34 protein-coding genes are annotated in these 24,584 nt (G+C 56.4%); all 34 read right to left on the bottom strand.

The annotated features are described in order from the left end of the window. Window positions 1-26: 26 nt before the first annotated feature. Complete coding sequence (crcB, locus tag ABLQ08_RS13370) at window positions 27-410, bottom strand: fluoride efflux transporter CrcB (protein WP_352942958.1); 384 nt, start codon at window positions 408-410, stop codon at window positions 27-29. A gap of 79 nt (window positions 411-489) precedes the next feature. Beyond that, entirely contained in the window at window positions 490-1,278 is a 789-nt protein-coding gene (locus ABLQ08_RS13365) for a sterol desaturase family protein (protein WP_352942955.1), read from the bottom strand. 58 nt (window positions 1,279-1,336) lie between these two features. Continuing rightward, window positions 1,337-2,116 carry a sterol desaturase family protein gene (locus ABLQ08_RS13360; protein WP_352942952.1) on the bottom strand — a complete coding sequence of 260 codons (780 nt, stop codon included), beginning with the start codon at window positions 2,114-2,116 and terminating at the stop codon, window positions 1,337-1,339. A 6-nt stretch (window positions 2,117-2,122) separates the two neighbouring features. Beyond that, window positions 2,123-2,896, bottom strand: coding sequence for a sterol desaturase family protein (locus tag ABLQ08_RS13355; protein ID WP_352942950.1), 774 nt, complete (start codon window positions 2,894-2,896; stop codon window positions 2,123-2,125). A 102-nt stretch (window positions 2,897-2,998) separates the two neighbouring features. Continuing rightward, the gene (locus ABLQ08_RS13350; protein WP_352942947.1) at window positions 2,999-5,392 is read right to left on the bottom strand and encodes a patatin-like protein; all 2,394 of its coding nucleotides are present in this window, start codon (window positions 5,390-5,392) and stop codon (window positions 2,999-3,001) included. Between the two features lie 179 nt (window positions 5,393-5,571). Beyond that, the gene (locus tag ABLQ08_RS13345; RefSeq protein WP_352942946.1) at window positions 5,572-6,915 is read right to left on the bottom strand and encodes a replication-associated recombination protein A; all 1,344 of its coding nucleotides are present in this window, start codon (window positions 6,913-6,915) and stop codon (window positions 5,572-5,574) included. Next, window positions 6,884-8,293: a Do family serine endopeptidase gene (locus ABLQ08_RS13340; protein ID WP_352944391.1), complete on the bottom strand. Its 1,410-nt coding sequence runs from the start codon at window positions 8,291-8,293 to the stop codon at window positions 6,884-6,886. Before ABLQ08_RS13340 ends, ABLQ08_RS13345 begins: the two co-directional genes overlap by 32 nt. Before the next feature lie 181 nt (window positions 8,294-8,474). Beyond that, a complete protein-coding gene (locus ABLQ08_RS13335) occupies window positions 8,475-10,652 on the bottom strand; it encodes a methyl-accepting chemotaxis protein (protein ID WP_352942943.1) in 2,178 nt (725 codons plus the stop codon). Between the two features lie 188 nt (window positions 10,653-10,840). After that, on the bottom strand, window positions 10,841-11,266 hold the full coding sequence (gene rplQ, locus ABLQ08_RS13330) for a 50S ribosomal protein L17 (RefSeq protein WP_352942940.1): 426 nt from the start codon (window positions 11,264-11,266) through the stop codon (window positions 10,841-10,843). Between the two features lie 79 nt (window positions 11,267-11,345). Next, on the bottom strand, window positions 11,346-12,368 hold the full coding sequence (locus ABLQ08_RS13325) for a DNA-directed RNA polymerase subunit alpha (RefSeq protein ID WP_094071083.1): 1,023 nt from the start codon (window positions 12,366-12,368) through the stop codon (window positions 11,346-11,348). Between the two features lie 91 nt (window positions 12,369-12,459). Further along, window positions 12,460-12,849, bottom strand: a complete 390-nt coding sequence (rpsK, locus tag ABLQ08_RS13320; protein ID WP_006936427.1) for a 30S ribosomal protein S11 — start codon at window positions 12,847-12,849, stop codon at window positions 12,460-12,462. A gap of 72 nt (window positions 12,850-12,921) precedes the next feature. Beyond that, window positions 12,922-13,290 carry a 30S ribosomal protein S13 gene (gene rpsM / locus ABLQ08_RS13315; protein ID WP_352942937.1) on the bottom strand — a complete coding sequence of 123 codons (369 nt, stop codon included), beginning with the start codon at window positions 13,288-13,290 and terminating at the stop codon, window positions 12,922-12,924. Window positions 13,291-13,470: 180 nt separating this feature from the next. Then, window positions 13,471-14,067, bottom strand: a complete 597-nt coding sequence (locus ABLQ08_RS13310; protein ID WP_352942933.1) for an adenylate kinase — start codon at window positions 14,065-14,067, stop codon at window positions 13,471-13,473. Further along, complete coding sequence (gene secY, locus ABLQ08_RS13305) at window positions 14,064-15,395, bottom strand: preprotein translocase subunit SecY (protein WP_352942930.1); 1,332 nt, start codon at window positions 15,393-15,395, stop codon at window positions 14,064-14,066. The genes ABLQ08_RS13310 and secY overlap by 4 nt, the downstream gene beginning before the upstream one ends. Before the next feature lie 49 nt (window positions 15,396-15,444). Further along, window positions 15,445-15,912 carry a 50S ribosomal protein L15 gene (gene rplO / locus ABLQ08_RS13300; protein ID WP_352942927.1) on the bottom strand — a complete coding sequence of 156 codons (468 nt, stop codon included), beginning with the start codon at window positions 15,910-15,912 and terminating at the stop codon, window positions 15,445-15,447. A gap of 22 nt (window positions 15,913-15,934) precedes the next feature. After that, window positions 15,935-16,132: a 50S ribosomal protein L30 gene (gene rpmD, locus ABLQ08_RS13295; RefSeq protein ID WP_006936433.1), complete on the bottom strand. Its 198-nt coding sequence runs from the start codon at window positions 16,130-16,132 to the stop codon at window positions 15,935-15,937. A 41-nt stretch (window positions 16,133-16,173) separates the two neighbouring features. Then, window positions 16,174-16,740: a 30S ribosomal protein S5 gene (rpsE, locus tag ABLQ08_RS13290; protein WP_352942923.1), complete on the bottom strand. Its 567-nt coding sequence runs from the start codon at window positions 16,738-16,740 to the stop codon at window positions 16,174-16,176. A 41-nt stretch (window positions 16,741-16,781) separates the two neighbouring features. After that, window positions 16,782-17,144, bottom strand: coding sequence for a 50S ribosomal protein L18 (gene rplR / locus ABLQ08_RS13285; RefSeq protein ID WP_352942921.1), 363 nt, complete (start codon window positions 17,142-17,144; stop codon window positions 16,782-16,784). A gap of 12 nt (window positions 17,145-17,156) precedes the next feature. Continuing rightward, entirely contained in the window at window positions 17,157-17,690 is a 534-nt protein-coding gene (gene rplF / locus ABLQ08_RS13280; protein WP_352942918.1) for a 50S ribosomal protein L6, read from the bottom strand. 41 nt (window positions 17,691-17,731) lie between these two features. Further along, window positions 17,732-18,130 (bottom strand): 30S ribosomal protein S8, encoded by a 399-nt coding sequence (gene rpsH / locus ABLQ08_RS13275; protein WP_297586241.1) that lies wholly within the window; start codon window positions 18,128-18,130, stop codon window positions 17,732-17,734. Window positions 18,131-18,142: 12 nt separating this feature from the next. Beyond that, window positions 18,143-18,448: a 30S ribosomal protein S14 gene (gene rpsN / locus ABLQ08_RS13270; RefSeq protein ID WP_352942914.1), complete on the bottom strand. Its 306-nt coding sequence runs from the start codon at window positions 18,446-18,448 to the stop codon at window positions 18,143-18,145. A gap of 21 nt (window positions 18,449-18,469) precedes the next feature. Then, a complete protein-coding gene (rplE, locus tag ABLQ08_RS13265; RefSeq protein WP_352942912.1) occupies window positions 18,470-19,027 on the bottom strand; it encodes a 50S ribosomal protein L5 in 558 nt (185 codons plus the stop codon). Further along, entirely contained in the window at window positions 19,020-19,337 is a 318-nt protein-coding gene (gene rplX / locus ABLQ08_RS13260; protein WP_352942909.1) for a 50S ribosomal protein L24, read from the bottom strand. The genes rplE and rplX overlap by 8 nt, the downstream gene beginning before the upstream one ends. Then, complete coding sequence (rplN, locus tag ABLQ08_RS13255) at window positions 19,337-19,705, bottom strand: 50S ribosomal protein L14 (protein WP_008191626.1); 369 nt, start codon at window positions 19,703-19,705, stop codon at window positions 19,337-19,339. The genes rplX and rplN overlap by 1 nt, the downstream gene beginning before the upstream one ends. 69 nt (window positions 19,706-19,774) lie before the next feature. Continuing rightward, window positions 19,775-20,005, bottom strand: coding sequence for a 30S ribosomal protein S17 (gene rpsQ, locus ABLQ08_RS13250; protein WP_141186217.1), 231 nt, complete (start codon window positions 20,003-20,005; stop codon window positions 19,775-19,777). Between the two features lie 10 nt (window positions 20,006-20,015). Then, window positions 20,016-20,216 carry a 50S ribosomal protein L29 gene (gene rpmC, locus ABLQ08_RS13245; RefSeq protein WP_352942905.1) on the bottom strand — a complete coding sequence of 67 codons (201 nt, stop codon included), beginning with the start codon at window positions 20,214-20,216 and terminating at the stop codon, window positions 20,016-20,018. 20 nt (window positions 20,217-20,236) lie between these two features. Continuing rightward, window positions 20,237-20,650: a 50S ribosomal protein L16 gene (rplP, locus tag ABLQ08_RS13240; RefSeq protein ID WP_055115933.1), complete on the bottom strand. Its 414-nt coding sequence runs from the start codon at window positions 20,648-20,650 to the stop codon at window positions 20,237-20,239. Between the two features lie 47 nt (window positions 20,651-20,697). Continuing rightward, window positions 20,698-21,426, bottom strand: coding sequence for a 30S ribosomal protein S3 (rpsC, locus tag ABLQ08_RS13235; RefSeq protein WP_352942902.1), 729 nt, complete (start codon window positions 21,424-21,426; stop codon window positions 20,698-20,700). Beyond that, entirely contained in the window at window positions 21,426-21,806 is a 381-nt protein-coding gene (gene rplV / locus ABLQ08_RS13230) for a 50S ribosomal protein L22 (RefSeq protein WP_297586251.1), read from the bottom strand. Before rplV ends, rpsC begins: the two co-directional genes overlap by 1 nt. A gap of 2 nt (window positions 21,807-21,808) precedes the next feature. Beyond that, window positions 21,809-22,087 carry a 30S ribosomal protein S19 gene (gene rpsS, locus ABLQ08_RS13225; protein ID WP_148632529.1) on the bottom strand — a complete coding sequence of 93 codons (279 nt, stop codon included), beginning with the start codon at window positions 22,085-22,087 and terminating at the stop codon, window positions 21,809-21,811. A 12-nt stretch (window positions 22,088-22,099) separates the two neighbouring features. Next, the gene (gene rplB, locus ABLQ08_RS13220; RefSeq protein ID WP_352942900.1) at window positions 22,100-22,933 is read right to left on the bottom strand and encodes a 50S ribosomal protein L2; all 834 of its coding nucleotides are present in this window, start codon (window positions 22,931-22,933) and stop codon (window positions 22,100-22,102) included. Window positions 22,934-22,951: 18 nt separating this feature from the next. Next, window positions 22,952-23,245 (bottom strand): 50S ribosomal protein L23, encoded by a 294-nt coding sequence (locus ABLQ08_RS13215; RefSeq protein ID WP_352942897.1) that lies wholly within the window; start codon window positions 23,243-23,245, stop codon window positions 22,952-22,954. Then, window positions 23,242-23,862, bottom strand: a complete 621-nt coding sequence (rplD, locus tag ABLQ08_RS13210) for a 50S ribosomal protein L4 (RefSeq protein ID WP_352942894.1) — start codon at window positions 23,860-23,862, stop codon at window positions 23,242-23,244. Before rplD ends, ABLQ08_RS13215 begins: the two co-directional genes overlap by 4 nt. Continuing rightward, on the bottom strand, window positions 23,862-24,572 hold the full coding sequence (gene rplC / locus ABLQ08_RS13205) for a 50S ribosomal protein L3 (RefSeq protein WP_352942892.1): 711 nt from the start codon (window positions 24,570-24,572) through the stop codon (window positions 23,862-23,864). The genes rplD and rplC overlap by 1 nt, the downstream gene beginning before the upstream one ends. Between the last annotated feature and the right edge of the window lie 12 nt (window positions 24,573-24,584).

The raw sequence follows: 24,584 nt of genomic DNA, 5'->3' as shown, positions 1-24,584 counted from the left end.
CAATTGGCTTGAAAAGAAAGAAAAACCTACGAAGCAAGCTGACGCATGAACATCAAGCCGGCGAAGACGGCGAGGATCGACAACAGGACAGACGCAACAACATAAATCAGCGCCAGATGCGTATCACCACGCTCCCAGAGAACCGAAGTGTCGAGGGAAAAGGCCGAGAAAGTGGTGAAACCACCGAGGATACCTGTTGCAATAAAGTATCTGACGGTCTGTATGTGGCCGAAATCGGACTTTGCCAGCCACCCGATCAACAGCCCCATGACAAGCGATCCGACAATATTGACCGTCAGGGTGCCAACCGGAAACGCTGTTCCGAACATGCGCAATGTCAGCAGCGCAACAAGGTGCCGGGCTCCAGCTCCCAGACCTCCACCCAGCATCACAAGAAGGAGATGTTTCAAATTGTACCGCCACTTGCTTTCGTCCCGTGCATCTCTGCAAGATCAGATCAGGGAACCGGATGGAAAGACCAAATTGATGTTATTTTCCGAGCGCCGAGGATTTCTCCGCAGTGCCCTTCCCCATCTTCTCAAACACCTTCACCTGCTCATCATACTTCGGATCGATAGTCCCGCAGACACGATCCCAGAACGAAAAGAAGTTGGCGAAGTTGTACTTGAACCGGGAATGATGCTGATCGTGAAACGTCACACAGACCATAGGTGACGGCAGGCGAGACATGGGCGAAGCATAAAATTCGAAACCCGAATGCCCGATGGTGCCGTTGAAATGATCCCAAAGCCTGTGAAAGATCAGGACTTCCACCGGGATAGGCAGAAAAATGACCGCCCAGAGGTAATAGCTCTGCATGACGAACGCATCGACCAGATCATCGGAGTAGGTGCTCCAGACCGTTGGCGCCACGGAACGGTGATGTTCTGCATGGAAGCGATACAGCCATTTGGTGTGCATCAGCCTGTGTCCCCAGTAGAACCAGGTATCGAAGGCGAGGATGGACACCACGAACATCAAAATTGCAGACCACCAGGTCAGTGGCAGAGGTTCAACAAGCGTCCAGCCTTTGAGCGACAGAAAGATGCCGCCGGCAAGACAGCCGGCCGTAACCGTCAACGAATAGACGCTGGCCCGAATTTCCTTCCACATGCGTTTTTCACCGCGCCGGTGTTGCTGAATGCGCCGCTCCGGGTGGCGGTTCTGGATCTGGACAAGTACCCAGCCTGTCGCGAAATACAGGAAGACGTTGATCCCGTAGCACGCCGCGTAGATCGGTAGAAATTCAAGAAAAACGGTCAGCGCCTGATCCAGCATTTCGTCTCTTACTTCCAGTTATTCGGTTGGCTGACACATGCCTGAAAACTTGTGCGGTTTATCCGGTAGCCTTGACTTTGGTATCTTCAGAATCCGGAATTTCTCCGGTTTCTTCCATGGAACGCACCAGGTCATCGTATTTCGGATGCACCGTGCCACAAACCCGGTCCCAGAACGAAAAGAAGTTACCGTAGTTATAGTGAAACTGCGAATGATGCAGATCATGAAACGTGGTGCATATCAGCGGAGAGGGAAACCGCGACGACCTGGATGCGAAATACTCAAATCCGGAATGCCCGACCATCCCCGAGATCTGATCGAACAGGCGCAAGGCAAAAACACTCAATGCCGGAACGGGCAGCACGAACCAGACGATAAAATAGAAGAAATGCTCGATCAGAGTATCGACGGTCGTCGAACTGTCGTTACTCCATACGGTTGGCGCTATGGAGCGATGATGCGGAACATGAAACTTGTAGAGCGCCGGGATGTGTAACAGCCGGTGTCCCCAGTAGAACCAGGCGTCGAACAACACAAAGCAGACGGCAAACATCAGCGGAAACGACCACCAGGACAGTTCAAGCGGCGCAACCAGGGTCCATCCCTGCGACTGAGCGAAAAACCCGGCTGAAAGCAGGAAGGAGGATGTCGCGAGCGCCTTCATCGAAGCGCGGATCTCCTCTACCTGCCGCTTCATGCCGTCCCGGTGTTTCTGAATGCGTCGCTCCGGGTGCCTCGCATTGATCATCAGCATGGTGAAACCGGTCGCGAAATAAACCGTCACCATGGCGAGATAGGTCAGCGCAAAAACAACTAGATAGTTGATCAATACGGACATCGGCGTTCAATCCTTCTTGCCGGCGTAAAGCGCTTCAAACCCTTCCACCCTTTCGTCATAGGTCGGGTGAATGGTGCCGCACAGGCGATCCCAGAAGGAAAAATAGTTGGCATAATTGTAAACGAAATGCTGGTGATGCTGGTCGTGATAGAGCGTGCATAGCAAAGGCCATGGCTTGCGAGCGGTCGGGCTGGCAAAGTGTTCGTAGCCGCAATGACCGATCGCTGCTGAAATCTGGTCGAAGATCCGATGTCCCAGAAACACCAGCGGTGGCATGGGCACCACGAAAAGCACCAGAGCATAGTAGGAATGCGCGAACAGCGTATCGACGCTTGACCCCGCGTCGTTCGACCAGACCGTCGGCGTGACGGTCATATGGTGAGGTTTATGAAACCGGTAGAACATCTTCGTGTGAAGTACCCGGTGCCCCCAATAGAACCACGTATCGTGGAGAATGAGCGACAGTACAAAAAAGACCGGGACCGACCACCACGAAAGCGCCACCGGCGCAAACAATGTCCAGCCGCGCATTTGCGCGTAGAGGCCAATTGCCAGACAACAACTTGTAATTGACAGCTGTATCATTGAAGACTTGATGTCGCGGATGGCATCGTGGGTAGGACTGCGCTTCTGTATCTTGCGGTCCGGATGACGGCGGTTCAATGCCGTCATCGTCACCCCGGTAGCAAACAGGATCGCCAGACTTGATATGTAAAGACCAATGGCAAGAACCAGAAAGGCGCCGATGCCCGTTCCAAACATGTTTTGAAAGAAGGTCATAAACTCAAAAAACCTGTCTGCGAAAAAACGCGATATCAGTGCGTAGCCAAACCGCGATCCTTCCGTCAAGGAAACACTTCGCAAAATCTCAAATTGTCGCGCTCAGACCTCTTCCGCGACATGTGCGAAATCTGGATAAATCGACCTGATCAGGTCATCGACCCGATCGATTTCTTCGGGAATTTCCGAGAGCTTCTCGCGCTCCTCCTCCAATATCGCAAGAAAAATGCGCGCCCGCGCCTGATTGACCTGAGGTTGGGGCAAAATACCTTCGCCAGCTGCGGACAGTACGATGCTCACCAGGCGATCGGCGGCATTCAAACGTCCCCACAGATAATCGTGCTCTCTCCATCCACGATTGAAGAACGCTCCGAAAGCGTTCAACGCCTTGCCTTTCAGATCAAAGCCCTCCGTGTAAAGGCTCGAGGCGTCTCTCGGGCTGATCCTGTCGACGAGGATCTCCGTGACCTCGGAAAAATCATTTCGCTGCAGGACGGGAAATGTGATCAGGTCGTAAAAACCGAAGCCGATATAAGCCCGCAGCAGGGAAGCATGCCTTTCCTTGTCCAGAAGATCGCGTGCTGTCTCTGCAAACAACTCGTCCTGCAGCCTATCCAGGTCCGTCAGCCCCATCATGTGAGCATAGCCGTTCACAAGCGAAACAACCTGCTCGCAGGCGCTGGATGATCCGGTCTCCACTGCCCTCACAAGCTCTTCAGCCTGTTTGCGGCTCCTGCCACCATAGAAGCGCTCTGTCCAACGCCAGGTCAAATGATCGATCTGCTCGTAAAGGAGACCCTTCATATGGTCGAGCGCCCCGGTGTTAGGCGCTGGTAGATCGGAGGACGGCTGATAGTTGTAGAAGCCATTCAGTTTCCGGATCACAAAACGCAGCCGCCGGATGCGGTAGTCGACGTCCAGCCCACGAAGCAAAGCGACTACATTGGGGTCCGTCCGTCCCAGCACATCCGTGCTTTCAGATGTAAGTTTGGTGAAGTGCTGACTGTAAAGTCCCAGTATTGCTTCTTCGTGCGTGTGCGCTCCCGGCACCTCGCTGATACGCGAGGTCAGTCCGGCTAGCCGCTCGGCCAGAGCATGAAGCTTCAGCGACTGATAATTCAGGAAGGCAAACCCTGCCTGCTCGAATGCGGTGACGGTCGCATCCTTTCGGCATTTTGACAGGATATCCGCGGTTACTGCCCTCCGTTTTGGCAGCAGTCCCGAGACGGCCTGTTCCACCATGGGGCCAGCCGCATCAATGAGCTGAGAAAGCCAACGGCTCCGACGATTGTTCTGTTCAAGTTCCTTCAGATCATCGCCGATGGGCTCGTTGCGCGGAATATGGGCGAGAGACGCCAGAATGACCCGGAAGAATCCGGGAAGTTCGATTGGGCCGCCCTTTCCTTCCATGAGCTCAACTGGCGCTGGATCCACATAAATGAGCCGTCGGGCAACTTCGCGCGCAGCAGGCCGATCTTCAATGACGCTGATAACAGGCGCAAACGGTTTGTTCATGACGACGCTGCCGTCGACGAAGCAATGATTGGTCATCGTCTCCGGTGTCAGACAAAGCCTGTTGGTCAAAAATTCTTCGCGATTGTCCCAGCTCTGGCCATGCCTGGATAGAACCCTTTCCATCTCCGCCATGGTTGCCGGCGGGAATGCACCAGGAAAGGACGACGTTGCCCTGGCAGCGAAGACCAGCTCCGGAATGTTGTCGGAAGTAAACTCGCTGTCAACGAAGCCCGGTGTCCGGTGTACCGCGTGAAAGTTCAGTATACGCCTGTGATCCCATTCCTCGACATAGGCCGGATCATCCAGGAATATACGCCGTTTGACGCCGTTATAATCGGTGATCGTTACGAACAGATCGAGAGTTTGCCCGCGCGGAATAAGCGAACCTCTCGGCTCTTCGTCCTTTTCCATGTTCTTGCAGGCATCCAGCATCCATCCAATGAATCTTTCGCCTGAAAACGGCGGTGAAAACCACCTTGCCTGCATAAATTGGCGCAGCTTGTCTCTCGTTTCCGCGCTCTCGATCTGCTTGTTCAATCTGGAGGAAATAAGCCGGTCGAGCACCGGCGAGACAGAAATCTTCAGATAACGGGAAAGACCGGTCTGCGGTCTGGACAGACGCGTCACATCAGCATTTTCAAGCCACATCCTGCTGTGACTTTCAAGCGGCAGATCGTGTGCAATCGCCCTGGCCAGCATGATGCCATTGACGCCCCCGGCCGAAGCGCCCGCAATGGCATCAACGACAACGCGGATATCGGCGACCGACGATAACAGATCAAGCAGATCCTGAAATGCGACCTGAACCGGCGTCAGCTCCTCTATGGTTCCGCCATTGATGGAACCGTTCGCTTTCCTGTCGAGCCTGTAACTGGATGCCCGGACAAGGTTCAGTATTTCGCGGCTGACACCATGCATATAGATGGCAAGCGATACGCCGCCGTAAAGAACAAGAGCAAGCCTGAGTTCAATTTCCTTCATCGATCCGCCGCCAGGTCAATTCTGACTTTCTATCATAAAGAGTGTTCACAATCTTTATGTGGCTACGAATTTCAGCGGACGAAGTCGGCATCGGGCCAGATGCGATCATACCTGATCACATACGCGGGTTCTTCACGTGTACGGCGGGAATTGTTTCACTACCGGTGGAACACGGGCCTTCAGCCGCGTTCTTTCCGCAACTTGTTCCAATACTCCAGGCGTTTGCGCAGCTCACGTTCAAAGCCGCGTTCAGGAGGGTCGTAATAGGTCTTGCGCCCCATCTGCTCCGGAAAATAGTCCTGGCCGGAAAAACCATCCGGTGCATCGTGGTCGTACTGGTACCCGTCGCCGTAACCTTCCTGCTTCATGAGCTTCGTCGGAGCATTCAGTATATGTTTCGGCGGCAGCAGCGAGCCGCTGGACTTGGCCTCGCGCATCGCAGCCTTGTAGGCGACATAGGCACCGTTCGACTTGGGAGCAGTTGCCAGATAGATGACCGACTGAGCCAAAGCGAGTTCGCCTTCCGGAGACCCAAGCATCTGATAGGCATCACGTGCGGCATTGGCCTGTACCAGCGCGTTTGGATCTGCAAGACCGATATCCTCCACCGCCATGCGAATAAGCCGCCTGGCGAGATACATCGGATCCTCACCACCATCCAGCATGCGGCAGAACCAGTAGAGCGCTGCGTCCGGGTCGGAACCACGAACGGACTTATGCAGGGCCGAAATCAGATTGTAATGGCCATCGGCACTCTTGTCGTAAATCGGTGCACGACGCTGCACGATTTCCTGAAGTCTCTCTGCATCAAAGACTTCATCCTCACCGGCAGCACGCCAGACATCTTCGGCAAGTGTCAGCGCTGACCGGCCGTCTCCATCGGCCATCCGGATCAGCACTTGTCGTGCCTCCAGATCAAGGGGAAGATCCCTTTCCTCGGTTTCTTCGGCGCGCACCAGCAGCTTTTCAATCGCTTCGAGCGAAAGCGAATGGAAAGTCATCACATGTGAGCGGGAAAGCAATGCAGCATTCAGCTCAAAGGACGGATTTTCCGTCGTCGCACCGACCAGCGTGATCGTGCCATCTTCCATGACAGGCAGAAAACTGTCTTGCTGCGCGCGATTGAACCGATGGATCTCGTCCACGAACAGCAAGGTCGCCCTGCCGCTCATTCGTCTTGCCCGGGCCGTCTCGAACACCTTTTTCAAGTCGGCGACGCCGGAAAAGATGGCGGAGATCTGCTCGAACGCCAGATCGGTTTCATTGGCCAGCAAACGGGCGATCGTGGTTTTGCCCGTTCCCGGTGGCCCCCAGAAAATGAGCGATCCCAGGGTCCGGGTTTTCAGCATGCGCGAAAGCGTCCCATCTTCGCCCAGCAGATGGTCCTGCCCAACAACGTCCGACAGCTGGGATGGCCGCATCCGATCCGCGAGAGGGCGCGGACCGGATTGCGACAGACCGGATGCTTCGAAGAGATCGCTCACCTCTGCCCTACCGCAATATGAGCTGGGAAACCTTGCCATCCCGCTCGATATCGAGCCGCCAGACCCGTGGCGGTGTCTTTGTCACGGTTTCCAGCATTCTCGTTGTCTCGATCTTTTGCTCGTTCACGCCCCGAACAATGTCGCCCGGACGCAGGCCGACCTGGTTCGCAGTGCTCCCCGGGGTCACCGTGGCGATGACGACACCTTCAAAAACACCCTCCACTCCGACTTCCTCGGCAACAGCAGGCGACAGGTTCATCACCGTTGCCCCCTCAAAAGGCGAGAACTCGCGCAGTTCGCGGGTGTCGCGTGGAACGGTTTCAGGGGCAGGCTTCAGAGAAATCGACAGGGTCACTTCCCTGCTGCCACGCAGGACGACAAACTCGGTTTGCTCACCGATCATCTTTGTCGCGAACCGGTAGCCGAACGAATTGGGATCTGTGATTTCTTTGCCTTCGATCGCAATCACCAGGTCGCTGACTTTCAGGCCTGCCTCATGTGCTGGAGATCCGTCAAAGACCGCCGTGACAAGAACACCCTGTGGTCGATCAAGTGACAGCGCTTCGGCAATTTCCGCATTGACAAGCTGGACCGTGGCCCCAAGCCAGGGCCTCTGCACTTTGCCTCCCTGATCTGCTGCCCTGGCGACGAAACGTGCCATATGCGCAGGGATCGCAAAACCAATTCCGTTCGATCCGCCGGACCGAGAGAAGATCGCAGTATTGATACCGACGAGTTTGCCGGTCATGTCGACAAGTGCACCGCCGGAATTGCCCGGATTGATCGCGGCGTCGGTCTGGATAAAAAACTGAAAATCAGTGACACCGACCTGCGTCCGTGCAAGCGCGGACACGATGCCCTGCGTCACCGTTTGACCGACGCCGAACGGATTACCGATCGCAAGCACAATGTCACCGACTTCCAGGCTGTCGGAATCGGCGAAGGTTACATGCTCGAACGGTCCCTCCCCGCGAATCTTCAGAACGGCCAAGTCCGTTCGTTCATCCATCAGAACGATATCGGCATCGAATTCGCGACGGTCGCTCAAAGCCACACGGACTTCATCCGCACCCTTGATCACGTGATGATTGGTAATGACCGTTCCATCGGCAGAAATGACGACACCGGATCCGAGTGAGGATTCAACACGTTCTCTCGGCCGATCGAAGTTTCCACCCGGCTGTCCGAAAAAACGCCGGAAGAACGGGTCATCGAAAAACGGCGACACCCGTCTGCGCTGCACCACTTTGCGGCTGGCATAAACATTGACGACTGCAGGAGCGACCTGTTTCACCACCGGAGCAAAGGATAACTTGATCTGGGATTCGTTCTGCGGGACGAGCCTCAGGTCTGCGGCGGTGGGTTGCGTCGTTTGTGCAATCGCTGCACTGGACCAAATTCCCAAGAAACCCGCCATCAATGCACGGATCAAAAAGTCTGCTTTGCCAGCTTGTGCCAGGCGCATAGCCAGAGCCCTCAATTTCGAATCTCATCTGTCACTTGGCGATACATGGCAGATAGGGAGGAAAAGAGGCAAATACAAAAGCAAAAAGCCGCCGGAATTCCGGCGGCTCTTCACAATTACGTAGGGAGAAAGCTCAGGCAGACCGGACCTGATCCAGGAAGCTGCGAACCTCCTTGTCCAGCTGCTCGGCTTCCATCGCCATGTCCGCTGCTTCTTCGGAGAAGTTCTGCGCGGCCATATTGGTGTCATTGGACAGCGCCGACACGTTGCGAATGTCTTCGGTGACCTTGGATGTGCCGCCTGCAGCCCGCTGTGTGTTCTCAGCGATGCCCTGAGTGGCATAGCTCTGCTCGGTCACGGCCGCTGCCACGTCGCTGACCGACTTGGTGATCTCGTCGATGGTTTTCTGGATATCACCGATGGCGTCGACAGCATCGTCGGTAGCACCACGGATGGCGTCGATCTGCTGCTGGATTTCACCTGTGGCCTTGCCCGTCTGGGAAGCCAGATCCTTCACTTCGGACGCAACGACCGCGAACCCCTTGCCGGCTTCCCCGGCACGGGCTGCCTCAATGGTTGCGTTCAAAGCCAGAAGGTTGGTCTGGTCGGCAATATCGCTGATCAAGGTTACGACCTCACCGATCCGGTTTGCAGCTTCCGCGAGCGATTTGACGGTTTCGTTTGTGGTTTCGGCACGTTTGGTTGCCGCCGCTGCAACACTTGAGGAGCGTTCAATCAAAGTCGAGATCTCCTGAATGGAACTCGAAAGCTGGTCGGAGGCCGCTGCAATCGACTCAACTTCAGCCAGCGTCTCTTCAGACATTGTGGCCGCATTCACCGAGGTCTCACCGGCGGTATCTGTCATGTCGCGCATCTTGTTGGCGGATTCACGAAGCGACGCAGCAGACCGGGCGACCTTGTCGACGACGCTTCCGACAGTCGATTCAAAGTCACCGGCAAGGCTTGAGAGCATTTCCTGACGCTGCTCTGCCTGACGGCGGGCGTCGTCCGCTTCTTCCGCGGCCCGTCGTTCGTTTTCCTCAGCTGCATTCTGGCGGATCTGAAGGACTGCACGTCCAATATCGCCAATCTCGTCTCTGCGGTTTGCGGCCTTGATCTCGGCTCCCAGATCGCCGGAGGCAATCGCGTTGAGCGCACTGACAAGCGTAGACAACGGCCGCGTGATCGATTGCGAGAAAAAGAGCGCGATGACCGCAGCAATGGCAACGGCACCCAATGACCAGAAAATCATCTGGTCACGCATGTTTGTGACCGCCGCAAGCGTTTCATCAACGCTCTTTTCGGCAATGATTGCCCAGTTCTGACCCTGAAAATTCATCGGGCGCGCAACCATGAGATCGGCAACACCATCTGCGCCGGTCACAATCGCGGCTGCTTCGGCACCGCCTGCGGCAGCCAGTGCCGGTTCTGCCGAGGTCTTGGCTACAAGTGCGGTCGGTTCAGCGGACAGCGGCATATCGCTCAGAACCAGGCCATCTTGATCAACCACATAGACCTGACCTGTCTGACCAATGTCGTCCCTGTTCGCCACGACATTGTTCAGGAAAGAGGAGCCAAGCCGCATCACGGCAACGCCGCTCAAGCTTACTTCTCCAAAGGAGTTCATGTAGACCGGAGAAGCCAGGAACAGAGACCCTTCTCCACCTGCCGGGTCATAGGCTTCAAAAACGCTGGAAACGATCTCGCCTTCACCCAGTGTCATCGCGGCATCGTAAACGGCCTCAATACCAGTCCCATCGGCAATGCTGCCCTGACCGACACGCGACAGAAATTCGCTGCCCTTCGTAACCGAATAAAGGACAAGTCCTGCCGGATCGATCAGATAGATGTCGGCGTAACCACCATTCTTCCAGACGTTGTAGAGAGCCGGGTGCGCCTCGGAGTGACGCCAGGCATACATCGTCTTCTGTTCCTTGCCCGTCAGCTGTGCGCGTGCTTCGGCTGTCGCCGGTGCATGGAACAGGCTAAGGATCTCGTCCTTTTCCTTGGAAAGGTTCATGGTCGCATTGCCGAGATCGCCCATGGAACTTGCAACGCTCGAAGCAAGGTTGACGACTTCAGCTTCCGCCGCCTTCAATTTGCTTTCCAGCAAAGCCGATCTTGCGGTGATGACCATACCAAGCTCGGCTTCAGCCGCTTTCTGCAATCCATCACGACCTGACATGTAACCGATAACACCAACTGCGGCGCACGCAGCAACAGTGATGAAAATCATCAATGCAGGAATGACGATAGAAAGTCGAAGCGAAGGTGATGCCTTCTTCGAACCTGAACTCTTCTTGCCGAACACAATAAATCTCCCCAGCCCCGAATCCGTCTCCAATGGGCACGCCGGAAAGATAGGTAGAGTTCCTTAAAGCATTGATAATCAGGGGTTTCATTATCCGGCACGGAGCAACCTGCACCATGCATTGAACATGTTCCAAAACAAAAAAGGCGAGCCGAGGCCCGCCTTCTCAAGTACTGTCTAAGCAGTTTTTACGCTGCGTCTTCAGAAGCTTCTTCAGCTTCAACGCGTGCGCGATCTTCAGCACCACGAGCTTCAGGGTCACGGTCGACCAGCTCGATGACAGCCATCGGAGCGTTGTCGCCATACCGGAAACCGGCCTTCAGAACGCGGGAATATCCGCCGCTGCGGTCCTTGTAACGCTCGCCGAGCGTTTCAAACAGCTTTGCAACCATGGCCGTGTCGCGAATCTGCGAGATGGCCTGGCGGCGTGCGTGGAGATCACCGCGCTTGCCCAGGGTGATGAGCTTGTCGATGATCGGCTTCATTTCTTTAGCCTTCGGCAGAGTCGTAACGATCTGTTCGTGCTTGATCAGCGACGCTGCCATGTTTGCGAACATAGCCTTACGGTGGCTAGAGGTCCGGTTGAGCTTGCGGCCGGATTTACCGTGGCGCATGGCCCTCTCCTTTTTCTTTCAGGCAGTCAGCTAATGTTGAAGCTCTTGCCTGGTGGATCCTTAGGGACGCGTACGCCCCTTAATACTGATGGTCTTCGTAGCGCTTGGCGAGATCATCGATGTTCTCAGGCGGCCAGTTGGCGACTTCCATGCCGAGATGGAGACCCATCTGTGCGAGAACTTCCTTGATTTCGTTGAGCGACTTGCGGCCGAAATTCGGGGTCCGCAGCATTTCCGCTTCGGTCTTCTGAATGAGATCGCCAATATAAACGATATTGTCGTTCTTCAGGCAGTTTGCAGACCGGACAGACAGTTCCAGCTCGTCGACTTTCTTCAGAAGCGCAGGATTGAAAGCCAGTTCCGGGACAGTGTCCTCGGCGACTTCGCGCTGCGGCTCTTCGAAGTTGACGAAGATGGAAAGCTGATCCTGCAGAATGCGCGCTGCGAATGCTACGGCATCATCCGGCTTGACGGAACCATCGGTTTCGACAGTCAGGGTCAGCTTGTCATAGTCAAGAACCTGGCCTTCACGGGTATTTTCAACCTTGTAGGAGACCTTCTTGACCGGAGAGTAAAGGCTGTCGACAGGGATCAGGCCGATCGGAGCATCTTCCGGACGGTTGCGGTCCGAGGAATGATAGCCCTTGCCCGTGTTGACGGTGAACTCCATGCGGATTTCAGCACCTTCATCAAGCGTGCAGAGCACCAGTTCCGGGTTGAGAACCTCAACGTCGCCTACGGTCTGGATGTCACCTGCTGTCACAACACCCGGGCCCTGCTTGCGCACAACCATGCGCTTCGGACCTTCACCTTCCATGCGGATGGCGATTTCCTTGATGTTGAGAACGATGTCGGTGACGTCTTCCCGAACGCCCGGGATCGAGGAGAACTCATGCAGAACGCCATCGATCTGAACCGCAGTCACGGCAGCACCCTGCAGCGAAGACAGCAGGATACGGCGCAGCGCATTGCCCAAGGTCAGACCGTAGCCACGCTCGAGCGGCTCGGCAACAACGGTTGCCAAGAAGCGCGGATCTTCGCCCGGCTTGATCTCGAGTTTGGTCGGCTTGATCAGTTCTTGCCAGTTTTTTTGAATGGTCACGTTTTCGTCCCTTCGGCTATCCCGCCTGGCACTTCCAAGTCCAGGCCATTCTTTGCCATTTGGAGAAACAGGTACCTAAAGCTGGGAAGCCTTAGACGCGGCGGCGCTTGCGCGGACGGCAGCCATTGTGCGGGATCGGCGTCACGTCACGGATGGACGTGATGAGGAAACCGGCAGCCTGCAGAGCGCGAAGAGCAGATTCACGACCAGAACCTGGACCACGGACTTCAACTTCCAGAGTGCGCATGCCGTGCTCGGCAGCTTTCTTTGCCGCATCTTCAGCAGCAACCTGAGCAGCATACGGAGTGGACTTACGGGAGCCCTTGAAACCGAGAGCGCCAGCAGACGACCAGGAAATCGCATTGCCCTGTGCATCGGTGATCGTAATCATGGTGTTGTTGAACGTGGAGTTCACATGCGCAACGCCAGAAGAGATGTTCTTGCGCTCGCGGCGACGCACGCGCGTCGTGTCTTTAGCCATTCTCTTATCCTTGTATTGATCTCGTCACTGCCGTAATCCCGGCAGCTCCACCACCAATCGCGGTGTTGATGATTATTTCTTCTTACCTGCGATCGGCTTCGCCGGACCCTTACGGGTACGTGCGTTCGTATGCGTCCGCTGACCGCGAACCGGCAGGCCGCGGCGGTGACGCAGGCCGCGGTAGCAGCCAAGGTCCATAAGACGCTTGATGTTCATTGCGGTATCACGGCGAAGATCACCTTCCACGAGGTAGTCGCGGTCGATGGTTTCGCGGATAGACAGAACTTCAGCATCGGAAAGTTCATTCACGCGGCGGGCAGCATCGATGTTGTTTTTCTCGATGATTTCCTGGGCAAATTTCTTGCCAATGCCATGAATGTACTGAAGCGCGATGACTACGCGCTTGTTTGTAGGAATGTTAACGCCAGCAATACGTGCCACGTTTGTCTCCATGTTTGGCGGCGGACAACCAGGCCCTTCCGCAGTTGGTAAATCCCGCGTCCGGTGGAGTCCGGCCCTTGCGGGGTACGAATATGCCGGGAAGCACCCGACATAGAGAATGCCGGTCCCACATACATGGAACCGGCTAAACTTTCAGCTAGAGCGCGTCCTTTAACTGCTCTAAACTTCCTCGTCAAGTCCTTGAAGAAGGCTTTCTACGGAAGCCGAGACTTCATCAATGGACTGCATGCCGTCAATCACGGAAAGATGGCCGGTTTTCTCGTAATAAGGCACAACAACTGCAGTATCGCGATTGTATGCTTCAAGCCTTTGCTTGAAGACTTCCGGGTCATCGTCCTTGCGCACGGGTTGACCTGCTGCCTTGGCGTCTTCTGCTCTCTTGACGATTCGATCGACAAGCTTGGTCTGGTCTACCCGCAGTTCGAGAACGGCATTCAACTTGAGGCCATTGGTCTCCAGCATATCGTCCAGAGCTTCCGCCTGGGCCAAGGTCCTCGGAAAGCCATCGAGAATGAAGCCGTTCCTGGCATCGTCCTCTGCAATCCGGTCGCGAATGATTCCAACGACAATCTCGTCTGAAACCAGTCCACCGGCGTCCATGACTTCCTTCGCCTTGAGCCCGATCGGAGTTTCTGCGGCGACAGCTGCCCGCAACATGTCACCTGTCGACAGTTGCGGAATGCCGTACTTCTCAACGAGGCGGGCGGCTTGCGTCCCCTTCCCCGCTCCTGGCGGTCCAACCAGAATTAGCCTCATCGACGTCTCCCCCTGAGTTTAGCTTTCTTCACCAGCCCCTCATATTGATGCGCAAGCAGATGGCCCTGGATCTGAGACACGGTATCCATTGTCACGCTAACGACAATCAACAAAGAGGTTCCACCGAAATAGAACGGAACGCCCGTCGCCGAAATGAGGAATTCGGGTAATAGACAAACGATGGTGATGTAAATCGCACCCACGACCGTGATCCGCGTCAGAACATGGTCGATATACTGCGCCGTCCGTTCCCCTGGACGGATACCCGGAATGAAACCACCATGTTTTTTGAGATTATCAGCGGTGTCGCTCGGGTTGAACACGATTGCCGTGTAGAAGAAACAGAAGAAGATGATCATTGCGGCGTAGAACACCATGAACAACGGCTGGCCATGACCAAGCGCTGCGGTGATGTATGTCAGCCATTCATTCCCTGCACCCTGCCCGAATCCGGCAAGCGTTGCCGGCACAAGAAGCAAAGACGAAGCGAAGATCGGCGGAATCACACCTGCGGTGTTGAGTTTCAACGGCAGGAACGAGGTGTTGCCCTCGAACATGCGATTGCCCATCTGGCGCTTCGGATACTGGATCAGCAGACGGCGCTGTGCGCGCTCCATGAACACGATGAACGCAATCACGACCACAGCCAGAATGATAACCGCGAGAATGATCCAGGTGGCAAGCGATCCCTGCCGACCGAGTTCAAGTGTCTGAACGACTGCGGACGGGAGACCGGCCACAATGCCTGCAAAAATGATCAGCGAAATACCGTTACCGATGCCTCGCGAAGTGATCTGCTCACCCAGCCACATCAGGAACATTGTGCCACCGACCAGCGTAATCACGGTCGAAGCACGGAAGAACCAGCCCGGATCTGTTACAACATTAGCAGCGCCTTCCAGGCCGACAGCAATTCCGTAAGCCTGGAAGGCTGCGAGAATCACGGTGCCGTAGCGCGTATACTGGTTGATGACTTTCCGGCCTTGCTCGCCTTCCTTCTTCATCTGCTCAAGAGACGGCACAACGGTCGTCATGAGCTGCATGATAATGGAAGCCGAAATATAGGGCATGATGCCGAGGGCGAAGATCGCCATACGCTCGACCGCCCCACCGGCAAACATGTTGAACATGCCGATGATACCGGATTGGGCCTGGCTAAAGGCCTGCGCAAAAGCTTCCGGGTTGATACCGGGCATCGGAATATAGGTGCCCAGTCGATAAACCAAAAGCGCCCCTAGCGTGAACCAGATGCGCTTTTTGAGTTCTTCAGCCTTGGCGAAAGCTGAGAAATTAAGATTTGACGCCAGTTGCTCGGCGGCCGATGCCATGCCCTACTCCGGTCGAATGCTTGCCCACAGATGGGAAAAGCCCAGGCTGTTAAGCCTGAGCTCCCAGAACGGCAACCTTGCCGCCCGCTTTTTCGATAGCTGCCACTGCACCCTTGGAGGCGCCGGCAACTTCAAAGGTCACTGCTGCGGTGAGTTCACCGTTAGCAACGATGCGTACGCCGTCGCGAACCCGCTTGACAACGCCGGCAGCTTTCAGCGCTTCGACGGTGACCGTCTCGGAAGCGTTGAGTTTACCTGCATCAATGGCCTTCTGAACACGGCCAACGGATACAGTGTTGTAATCCTTGGCAAAAATATTCGTGAAACCGCGCTTCGGCAGACGGCGGTGAAGCGGCATCTGACCGCCTTCAAAGCCTTTGATCGCAACGCCGGAACGGGACTTCTGACCCTTTACGCCACGGCCGCCGGTCTTGCCTTTGCCAGAACCGATGCCGCGTCCAACGCGAGTGCGCTCTTTTACTGCACCTTCGTTGTCACGAAGTTCATTGAGCTTCATGTTTTCTCTCCTCACCCCGTTCTTATGCGTTGTCTTCGACGACGCGAACGAGATGCTGGACCTTATTGATCATGCCGCGCACTTCAGGAGTATCCTTCAGCGTGGAACGGCGGTGCATCTTGTTCAGGCCGAGACCGACGAGCGTCGCGCGCTGGTCCTTCGGACGGCGCAGCGGGCTGCCGATCTGTTCGACCGTGACAGTCTTTTCGGTGTTCGCCATGGAACCTACCCTCTCTCAGCTGGGGACCGGAGCCGCTAAGGTCAAGCCTCAGCGGCAGCCGGAGCCGCCTCTTCGTTGTTGTCACGACGCCGAGACTGCAGCACAGAGACCTTCAGGCCACGGCGGGCAGCGACGGAGCGCGGGCTGTCTTCCTTGGTCAGTGCAGCAAAAGTTGCACGAACCATGTTGTAGGGGTTTGAAGTCCCCAGCGACTTGGCCACAACGTCCTGAACACCAAGGGTTTCGAATACTGCACGCATCGGACCACCTGCGATGATACCGGTACCAGCCGGAGCGGCACGCAGCAGCACTTTACCGGCACCGTGACGACCTTCCACATCGTGGTGAAGCGTCCGGCCTTCGCGCAGCGGCACACGGATCATGGTGCGCTTTGCAGCTTCTGTTGCCTTACGGATGGCTTCCGGCACTTCACGTGCCTTGCCATGACCGAAGCCGACACGGCCCTTCTGATCACCAACCACTACCAGAGCGGCGAAGCCGAAACGACGGCCACCCTTGACCACCTTGGCAACGCGGTTGATGTGAACGAGCTTGTCGACGAATTCGCTGTCTCGCTCGTCGCGATCGCGATTTTCTTGTCTCGCCATTTTATACGTCTTCCGTTCTTAAGAGCGCCAACGGGCGCTGGTCAGAATTCAAGTCCACCTTCGCGGGCTGCATCGGCGAGCGCTTTAACGCGCCCATGATACATGTACCCGCCACGGTCAAACACGACCTGCTTGACGCCGGCTGCGGTTGCGCGCTCGGCTACAAGCTTGCCAACGGCTGCTGCTGCAGCAACGTCGGCGCCCGTTTTCAGGCTGCCCTTGAGATCTGTTTCGATCGTTGAAGCAGAGGCAATCGTATGCCCCTTCGCATCGTCAATGATCTGGGCGTAGATCTGCTTCGACGAGCGGAAGATAGAAAGGCGCGGGCGTCCACCGGCGGCTTTCTTGATCGAACGGCGCACGCGATCGCGGCGGCGCTCGAAAGCTTGTTTGCTGTTCGCCATGATCTGGGTCCGTTACTTCTTCTTGCCTTCTTTGCGGACGATAAACTCGTCTGCATAACGAACGCCTTTGCCTTTGTAGGGCTCCGGCGGGCGGAATTCGCGGATCTCAGCCGCCACCTGACCGACGCGTTGCTTGTCGGTTCCGGCAATGCTGATTTCCGTCGGTTTCGGGCACTTGATTTCGATGCCTTCCGGAATCGGATAGACAACGTCGTGCGAGAAACCCAATGCCAGCTGAAGATTCTGGCCCTGGACCTGGGCGCGGTAACCAACACCGGTAATCGCCAGGTCTTTTTTGAAGCCCTCGGTTACACCGGTAATCAGGTTTGCAACCATTGTCCGGCTCATGCCCCACATGGAACGTGCCGGTTTGGAAGTGTTGCGCGGATCAATCTTGATCCCATCGTCCGTCATTTCGGCCAGAACAAGATCATTGAGCACGAAAGACTTTTCGCCTTTCGGGCCCTTGATCGTAACCGTCTGACCGTCGATCGATGCCGTTACCCCGCTCGGCACGGGGACTGGCTTTTTGCCAATACGAGACATTTGACCAACCTTGTCGTTTTTTCAAAAGCGAGGAAGCCGCGTCAGAAGACGCGGCAAAGAACCTCACCACCTACATTTTCATCCCGCGCCTGATGGTCGCTCATGACACCACGCGGAGTCGAAATGATCGACACGCCCAGGCCATTAGAGACATGCGGGATGTTTTTCACCGACGAGTACACGCGGCGGCCCGGCTTTGATACCCGCTCAATCGTGCGGATTACCGGTTCACCATCGAAATACTTCAGTTCGATTTCCAACTCGGACTTACCGCCCTCGTAGTCAACCGTGGTGTAGCCACGGATGTAACCCTCTTTTGCGAGCACATCAAGTACATGAGCACGCAATTTGGAATTTGGTGAGCTAACCTTGTTCTTGCGACGCATCTGTGCGTTGCGAATCCGGGTCAGCATATCCCCCAACGGATCAGAAATTGCCATCGGAGTTTCTCCTTACCAGCTCGACTTGACCAGGCCCGGGATCTTACCCAGAGAGCCCAGTTCACGAAGCGCAATACGCGACATCTTCAGCTTGCGGTAGTAACCGCGCGGGCGGCCGGACACTTCGCAGCGATTGCGAATGCGGTTCGGCGCGGAGTTCCGCGGCAGTTTCGCCAGCTTCAGGCGTGCGTTGTAGCGCTCTTCCAGGGACAGGCTTTCATCTTTAGCCATTGCCTTCAGAGCTGCGCGCTTCTCAGCGTATTTCTTGACAAGCTTCTCGCGGCGCTTGTTTTTCTCGATTGCGCTTTTCTTCGCCATCGTCGTTCCCTTCCTTGCCCGTTACTTCGTGAACGGGAAGTTGAACGCGCGCAGAAGCTCGCGCGCTTCGTCATCCGTCGGCGCCGTGGTGCAAACGATCACGTCCATGCCCCAGATCTGGTCGACCTTGTCGTACTCGATTTCCGGGAACACGATGTGTTCTTTGATGCCCATGGCGTAGTTGCCGCGACCGTCGAAGCTCTTCGGGTTCAAACCACGGAAGTCACGAACGCGCGGCAGCGCGATGGTGATGAGACGATCCATGAATTCGTACATCTGCTGACGGCGCAGGGTCACCTTTACACCAAGCGGCATGCCTTCACGAACCTTGAAGGTCGCGATGGACTTTTTCGCTTTGGTGATGACCGGCTTCTGACCTGCTATTGCAGCCAGATCTTCAGCGGCAGTGCGAGCTTTTTTGGAGTCGCCAACTGCCTCGCCAACGCCGATGTTCAGGACGATTTTTTCCAGTTGCGGAACCTGCATGACGTTCTTGTACTGGAATTTTTCCTGAAGCTGCTTGCGCACGACTTCATCATAATGCGTCCGAAGACGCGGCACGTTTGTGGTCTCAGCCATCGATCAGGTCTCCCGAACGCTTGGCCACACGGACCTTGGTGCCATCGTCCTGCGCTTTGAAGCCGACGCGAGTCGCCTTGCCGTCCTTCGGATCGGCCAGAGCGATGTTGGACATGTGGATCGGTGCCTCTTTGGACACGATGCCAGCTTCCTGCGTCTGGGTCTGCTTCTGGTGGCGGCGGACCATGTTGATGCCACGGACCAGGGCTTTGTTGTCAGTCGGCAGAACCTGAATGACTTCGCCGGACTTACCCTTGTCACGACCGGTCAGTACGACCACCGTGTCGCCTTTTTTGATTTTCGCAGCCATCAGAGCACCTCCGGCGCGAGCGAAATGATTTTCATATGGTTCTTTGCGCGGAGTTCACGCGGCACCGGACCAAAGATACGGGTGCCGACAGGCTCCTTGTTGTTGTTGACCAGCACGGCCGCATTGCGGTCGAACCGGATCACGCTGCCATCGGGACGGCGGATATCCTTTGCCGTGCGCACGACGACAGCCTTCATCACGTCGCCCTTCTTAACGCGGCCCCGCGGAATAGCCTCTTTGACGGAAACGACGATAATGTCGCCTACCTGGGCGTATTTGCGCTTGGAGCCGCCGAGCACTTTGATGCACATGACACGACGAGCGCCGGAATTGTCCGCGACGTCGAGGTTTGTTTGCATCTGAATCATGACTGGCTGCCTTGTTCTTCTATTGGCGCTCGGGTCACGGGCGCCTGATGCTCACTGAATGGAGCGTGGTCACTGAGTGACCACAGTCCAACGTTTGTTTTTAGAGATCGGCGCGCACTCTTCAATCTGAACAGAGTCGCCAACCTTGTACTGGTTGCTTTCGTCGTGTGCGCGGTACTTCTTGGTCCGGCGCACAGTCTTTTTCAGCAGCGGGTGCGTGAAGCGGCGCTCCACATTCACCGTCACCGTTTTGTCATTGGCGTCGCTGACAACGGTGCCCTGCAGGATACGCTTCGGCATGGCCGTCTCCTTACGCGTTCGCCGACACGCGCTTTTCGCGCATGATCGTCTGGATACGCGCGATGTCGCGGCGGATCTGCCGGACACGCGCAGTGTTTTCAAGCTGACCCGTGGCTCTCTGGAAGCGCAGGTTGAACTGCTCTTTCTTCAAACCTTCGAGCTCGGTGCGGAGCTCATCGAGGGTCTTCGCCCGTACATCGGTAGCCTTCATGGCTTAACTCCTCGCCTGCCTTACTCGCCGATTCGCTGAACGAAACGGCACTTGATCGGCAGCTTGGCAGCCGCAAGACGCATGGCTTCACGCGCAATGTCTTCCGGCACACCGTCGATTTCGAACATGATCCGGCCTGGCTTGACACGGCAAGCCCAGTAATCCGGAGAACCCTTACCTTTACCCATGCGGACTTCAGCTGGTTTCGAAGAAACCGGAACGTCCGGGAAGATACGGATCCAAACACGACCTGCACGCTTCATGTGGCGGGTCATAGCACGACGGGCCGCTTCGATCTGGCGTGCAGTAACACGCTCCGGCTCCAAAGCCTTCAGACCGAATGCGCCGAAGTTGAGGTCAGTGCCCCCCTTCGACAAGCCGTGGATGCGGCCTTTGTGCTGCTTGCGGAACTTTGTGCGCTTCGGTTGCAGCATCGTTCTTCTCTCGTCTTTCTTATCTTACGAGCGGCAGGCAGCTTAAATTAAGCTGCGCGCTCGCGGCCCCGATCCCGGCGTCCGCCGCGATCACCCTGGCTACCTTCGGAAGCAGCTGTCGCGCGGCGCTCAGACGCCATCGGATCATGCTCCAGAATTTCACCTTTGAAGATCCAGACCTTCACACCGCACACGCCATAAGCCGTGTGAGCGCTTGCTACACCGTAGTCGATGTCCGCACGCAGAGTGTGAAGAGGCACGCGGCCTTCACGGTACCATTCGATACGTGCGATTTCCGCACCGCCGAGACGGCCGCCACAGTTGATCCGGATACCCTGTGCACCGAGGCGCATGGCGGACTGAACAGCCCGTTTCATGGCACGGCGGAATGCAACACGGCGTTCCAGCTGCTGAGCGATAGAGGCGGCAACCAGGGTCGCATCGACTTCCGGCTTGCGCACTTCAACGATGTTGAGATGCACTTCCGAATTGGTGATGTCGGCGATCTTCTTGCGAAGACGCTCGATGTCGGCACCCTTTTTACCGATGACCACACCCGGACGACCGGAGTGAATGGACACGCGGCACTTCTTGTGCGGGCGCTCGATAACTACTTTGGAAACCGCTGCCTGCTTCAGTTCCTTCAGGAGGACCTCGCGAATGCGGAAGTCTTCGTGAAGAAGATCACCATATTCGTTCTTGTTAGCGTACCAGCGGGAATCCCAGGTGCGGTTGATCCCGAGGCGCATGCCGATCGGGTTTACTTTATGTCCCATCAGGCAGTCTCCTCAACTTCGCGCACAACGATGGTCAGGTTCGAGAAAGGCTTCTCGATCCGGCCAACACGTCCGCGTGCACGGGCCTGGAACCGCTTGATGACAAATGCCTTGCCAACATGTGCTTCGGCAACAACCAGGTTGTCGATGTCCAGCTCGTGATTGTTTTCCGCGTTCGCGACGGCGGACATCAGGGTTTTCTTGACGTCCTGCGCAATGCGCTTGCGGGAGAATGTCAGGTCCGCAATCGCGGAACCGACTTTTTTGCCACGGATCGAAGCCGCAACGAGGTTCAGCTTACGCGGCGAAACGCGTATCATGCGGGTCATTGCCCGAGCCTCGTTGTCAGCGAGCGTCCGCTCACGCTTCGGCTTGCCCATCGTTACTTCCTCTTCGCCTTCTTGTCGGCGCCGTGTCCGTAGTAGGTCCGGGTCGGAGAAAACTCACCGAACTTGTGACCAATCATCTCTTCAGACACCAGCACCGGAACGTGCTTTTGACCGTTGTAGACGCCGAAGGTCAAACCTACGAACTGCGGCAGGATCGTTGAGCGGCGGCTCCAGGTCTTGATGACCTCGTTCCGGCCGGACTCACGTACCTTGTCCGCTTTCTTAAGCAGATACCCGTCGACAAACGGACCTTTCCAGATCGAACGTGCCACGATCCTTGCCCTTTACTTCTTACGCGCGTGGCGGCTGCGGACGATAAACTTATCAGTCTGCTTATTGCGCCGCGTGCGCTTACCTTTGGTCGGTTTACCCCAAGGAGTAACCGGATGACGACCGCCGGAGGTCCGGCCTTCACCACCACCATGCGGGTGGTCGATCGGGTTCATGGCAACACCGCGAGTATGCGGACGGATGCCAAGCCAGCGGGAACGGCCAGCCTTGCCGAGGTTGATGTTGGCGTGGTCCGGATTGGACACGGCGCCAATGGTAGCCATGCAAGTGCCAAGCACACGACGCTGTTCACCAGACATAAGGCGCAGCGTGGTGTAGCCCTGGTCGCGGCCAACGATCTGAACAAATGCTCCAGCAGAACGTGCGATCTGAGCGCCTTTACCAGGCTTCAGCTCGATGTTGTGGACGATCGTACCGACCGGAATACGCGACAGCGGCGCAGCGTTGCCCGGCTTAACGTCGACGTTTTCGCCAGCAACAACAGTGTCTCCGGCAGCAAGACGCTGAGGAGCCAGAATGTAGCTCAGCTCGCCATCTTCGTAACGGATCAGAGCAATGAACGCGGTCCGGTTAGGATCGTATTCCAGACGCTCGACCGTTGCCGGTACGTCCCATTTGCGACGCTTGAAGTCTACAAGACGGTAAGACCGCTTGTGACCGCCACCGCGGTTCGGAGACGTCAGGCGGCCGGTGTTGTTGCGACCACCCTTCTTGGACAGACCCTCGGTCAGAGTTTTGACCGGCTTGCCCTTGTGCAGACCAGAGCGGTCAACCTGTACCAGCTGACGGCGGCCTGGGGACGTCGGGTTGAATGTCTTAAGTGCCATTTTCTTAAAGTCCCCGTCTTAGAGCCCGGTGGTCACGTCAATGCCGTGACCTTCCTGCAGCGTAACGACGGCCTTCTTGAAGTCTGATTGGCGGCCAAGACGTCCGCGGAAGCGCTTGACCTTGCCCTTGCGGACCAGGGTGTTCACTGCCGTGACCTTGACACCGAACAGCGCTTCGACTGCGGCCTTGATTTCCGGCTTCGTCGCGTCACCCGCAACCTTGAAGACAACCTTGTTCTCTTCGGAAGCCATCGTCGACTTTTCGGTAATCACCGGGCCGACGATTTTGTCGTAGTGAGGAAGATTGCTCATTTAAAGCGCTCCTCAAGTGCGGACACCGCAGCCTTGGTCAACACCAGGGTGTTGGCCCGCAGGATGTCGTAGACGTTGATGCCCTGTACCGGCAGAACATCCACATGCGGAATGTTGCGGGATGCCAGAGCGAAGTTGTTGTCGACTTCGGCGCCGTCGATAACCAGAGCACTGGAAAGTCCAAGCTTGCCCAGCTTTTCCTTCAGAGCCTTGGTTTTTGCTTCGGCGGCCTTGGCGTCTTCAACGACGACGATGCTGTCTGCCTTGGCTTTCGCGGACAGAGCATGTTTCAGGCCGAGGGTGCGAACCTTCTTCGGCAGGTCGTGACCATGGTCACGAACGACCGGGCCGAATGCCTTGCCACCACCGCGGAACTGCGGAGCCTTTTTGTTGCCGTGACGAGCGCCTCCGGAACCTTTCTGGCGAACGAATTTCTTCGTCGAGCCGGAAACTTCCGAACGCTGCAGCGTCTTGTGGGTGCCTGCCTGGCGCTTGGCCAGCTGCCAACGCACCACACGGTGGATCAAATCGGTGCGCGGCTCGAGACCGAAGATCTCGTCAGACACCGTGATCGAACCGGCCGCCCCGCCTTCGAGGGTCTTGACCTGGAGTTCCATCACTCACTCTCCTTCCCGGCAGCCGCAGTCGCTTCGGACGCTTTGAAAGCACCCGGAACCGGAACGTTCTCCGGCAGCGCCTTTTTGATCGCGTCGCGGACCAGGATCCAGCCGCCTTTGGCGCCTGGAACAGAGCCCTCGACCATGATCAGGCCACGCTCAACATCAGTGCGCACAACCTTGAGGTTCTGCGTGGTCACGCGGGCATCACCCATGTGACCGGCCATTTTCTTGCCCTTGAACACGCGGCCCGGGTCCTGACACTGACCGGTGGAACCGTGTGAACGGTGCGAGATCGAGTTACCGTGGGATGCACGGCCACCGCCGAAGTTGTGGCGCTTCATCGCACCGGCAAAACCTTTACCGATGGAAGTACCGGTCACGTCGACGAACTGGCCTTCGACGTAGTGGTCGGCGGTCAGTTCCGCGCCAACGTCGATCATGTTGTCCGCAGAAACACGGAACTCGGCAACAGTCCGCTTCGGCTCAACCTTTGCAACAGCAAAGTGGCCGCGCAGTGCCTTCGGCGTATTCTTTACTTTACGGGTACCTGCACCGAGCTGCAGTGCATTGTAACCGTTCTTTTCGTCAGTCCGCTGAGCTACCACCTGGCAATTTTCCAGCCGCAGAACAGTGACCGGAACATGCTCGCCTGCATCGTTATAGATGCGGGTCATGCCCACTTTCTGAGCGATCACTCCAGAACGCATGGATGTGTCCCC

Origin of the sequence: Roseibium sp. SCP14, assembly GCF_040329475.1 — a bacterium.
Taxonomy (GTDB): Bacteria; Pseudomonadota; Alphaproteobacteria; order Rhizobiales; family Stappiaceae; genus Roseibium.
The sequence above is the reverse complement of the archived record's forward strand: the minus strand, read 5'-3'. Positions and strand labels throughout refer to the sequence as shown.

Bases quoted from the DNA above. Each gene is read 5' to 3' on its own strand.
- ABLQ08_RS13350 (WP_352942947.1), bottom strand. From the start codon at position 5,392: ATGAAGGAAATTGAACTCAGGCTTGCTCTTGTTCTTTACGGCGGCGTA.
- ABLQ08_RS13365 (WP_352942955.1), bottom strand. From the start codon at position 1,278: ATGCTGGATCAGGCGCTGACCGTTTTTCTTGAATTTCTACCGATCTAC.
- rpsE (WP_352942923.1), bottom strand. From the start codon at position 16,740: ATGGCGAGACAAGAAAATCGCGATCGCGACGAGCGAGACAGCGAATTC.
- rpmC (WP_352942905.1), bottom strand. From the start codon at position 20,216: ATGAAGGCTACCGATGTACGGGCGAAGACCCTCGATGAGCTCCGCACC.
- ABLQ08_RS13345 (WP_352942946.1), bottom strand. From the start codon at position 6,915: ATGGCAAGGTTTCCCAGCTCATATTGCGGTAGGGCAGAGGTGAGCGAT.
- rpsH (WP_297586241.1), bottom strand. From the start codon at position 18,130: ATGGCAATTTCTGATCCGTTGGGGGATATGCTGACCCGGATTCGCAAC.
- rplX (WP_352942909.1), bottom strand. From the start codon at position 19,337: ATGGCTGCGAAAATCAAAAAAGGCGACACGGTGGTCGTACTGACCGGT.
- ABLQ08_RS13355 (WP_352942950.1), bottom strand. From the start codon at position 2,896: ATGACCTTCTTTCAAAACATGTTTGGAACGGGCATCGGCGCCTTTCTG.
- rplN (WP_008191626.1), bottom strand. From the start codon at position 19,705: ATGATTCAGATGCAAACAAACCTCGACGTCGCGGACAATTCCGGCGCT.
- rpsQ (WP_141186217.1), bottom strand. From the start codon at position 20,005: ATGCCGAAGCGTATCCTGCAGGGCACCGTTGTCAGCGACGCCAATGAC.
- rplP (WP_055115933.1), bottom strand. From the start codon at position 20,650: ATGCTGCAACCGAAGCGCACAAAGTTCCGCAAGCAGCACAAAGGCCGC.
- rpsC (WP_352942902.1), bottom strand. From the start codon at position 21,426: ATGGGACATAAAGTAAACCCGATCGGCATGCGCCTCGGGATCAACCGC.
- rplO (WP_352942927.1), bottom strand. From the start codon at position 15,912: ATGAAGCTCAATGAACTTCGTGACAACGAAGGTGCAGTAAAAGAGCGC.
- rpsK (WP_006936427.1), bottom strand. From the start codon at position 12,849: ATGGCTAAAGACACGACGCGCGTGCGTCGCCGCGAGCGCAAGAACATC.
- rpmD (WP_006936433.1), bottom strand. From the start codon at position 16,132: ATGGCGAACACCGAAAAGACTGTCACGGTCGAACAGATCGGCAGCCCG.
- rplV (WP_297586251.1), bottom strand. From the start codon at position 21,806: ATGGGCAAGCCGAAGCGTGAGCGGACGCTCGCTGACAACGAGGCTCGG.
- rplC (WP_352942892.1), bottom strand. From the start codon at position 24,572: ATGCGTTCTGGAGTGATCGCTCAGAAAGTGGGCATGACCCGCATCTAT.
- ABLQ08_RS13340 (WP_352944391.1), bottom strand. From the start codon at position 8,293: ATGGCGGGTTTCTTGGGAATTTGGTCCAGTGCAGCGATTGCACAAACG.
- ABLQ08_RS13360 (WP_352942952.1), bottom strand. From the start codon at position 2,116: ATGTCCGTATTGATCAACTATCTAGTTGTTTTTGCGCTGACCTATCTC.
- rplD (WP_352942894.1), bottom strand. From the start codon at position 23,862: ATGGAACTCCAGGTCAAGACCCTCGAAGGCGGGGCGGCCGGTTCGATC.
- rplR (WP_352942921.1), bottom strand. From the start codon at position 17,144: ATGGCGAACAGCAAACAAGCTTTCGAGCGCCGCCGCGATCGCGTGCGC.
- rpsN (WP_352942914.1), bottom strand. From the start codon at position 18,448: ATGGCGAAGAAAAGCGCAATCGAGAAAAACAAGCGCCGCGAGAAGCTT.
- secY (WP_352942930.1), bottom strand. From the start codon at position 15,395: ATGGCATCGGCCGCCGAGCAACTGGCGTCAAATCTTAATTTCTCAGCT.
- ABLQ08_RS13310 (WP_352942933.1), bottom strand. From the start codon at position 14,067: ATGAGGCTAATTCTGGTTGGACCGCCAGGAGCGGGGAAGGGGACGCAA.
- ABLQ08_RS13215 (WP_352942897.1), bottom strand. From the start codon at position 23,245: ATGAGCAATCTTCCTCACTACGACAAAATCGTCGGCCCGGTGATTACC.
- rplB (WP_352942900.1), bottom strand. From the start codon at position 22,933: ATGGCACTTAAGACATTCAACCCGACGTCCCCAGGCCGCCGTCAGCTG.
- rplE (WP_352942912.1), bottom strand. From the start codon at position 19,027: ATGGCTGAGACCACAAACGTGCCGCGTCTTCGGACGCATTATGATGAA.
- rplQ (WP_352942940.1), bottom strand. From the start codon at position 11,266: ATGCGCCACGGTAAATCCGGCCGCAAGCTCAACCGGACCTCTAGCCAC.
- rplF (WP_352942918.1), bottom strand. From the start codon at position 17,690: ATGTCTCGTATTGGCAAAAAGCCAGTCCCCGTGCCGAGCGGGGTAACG.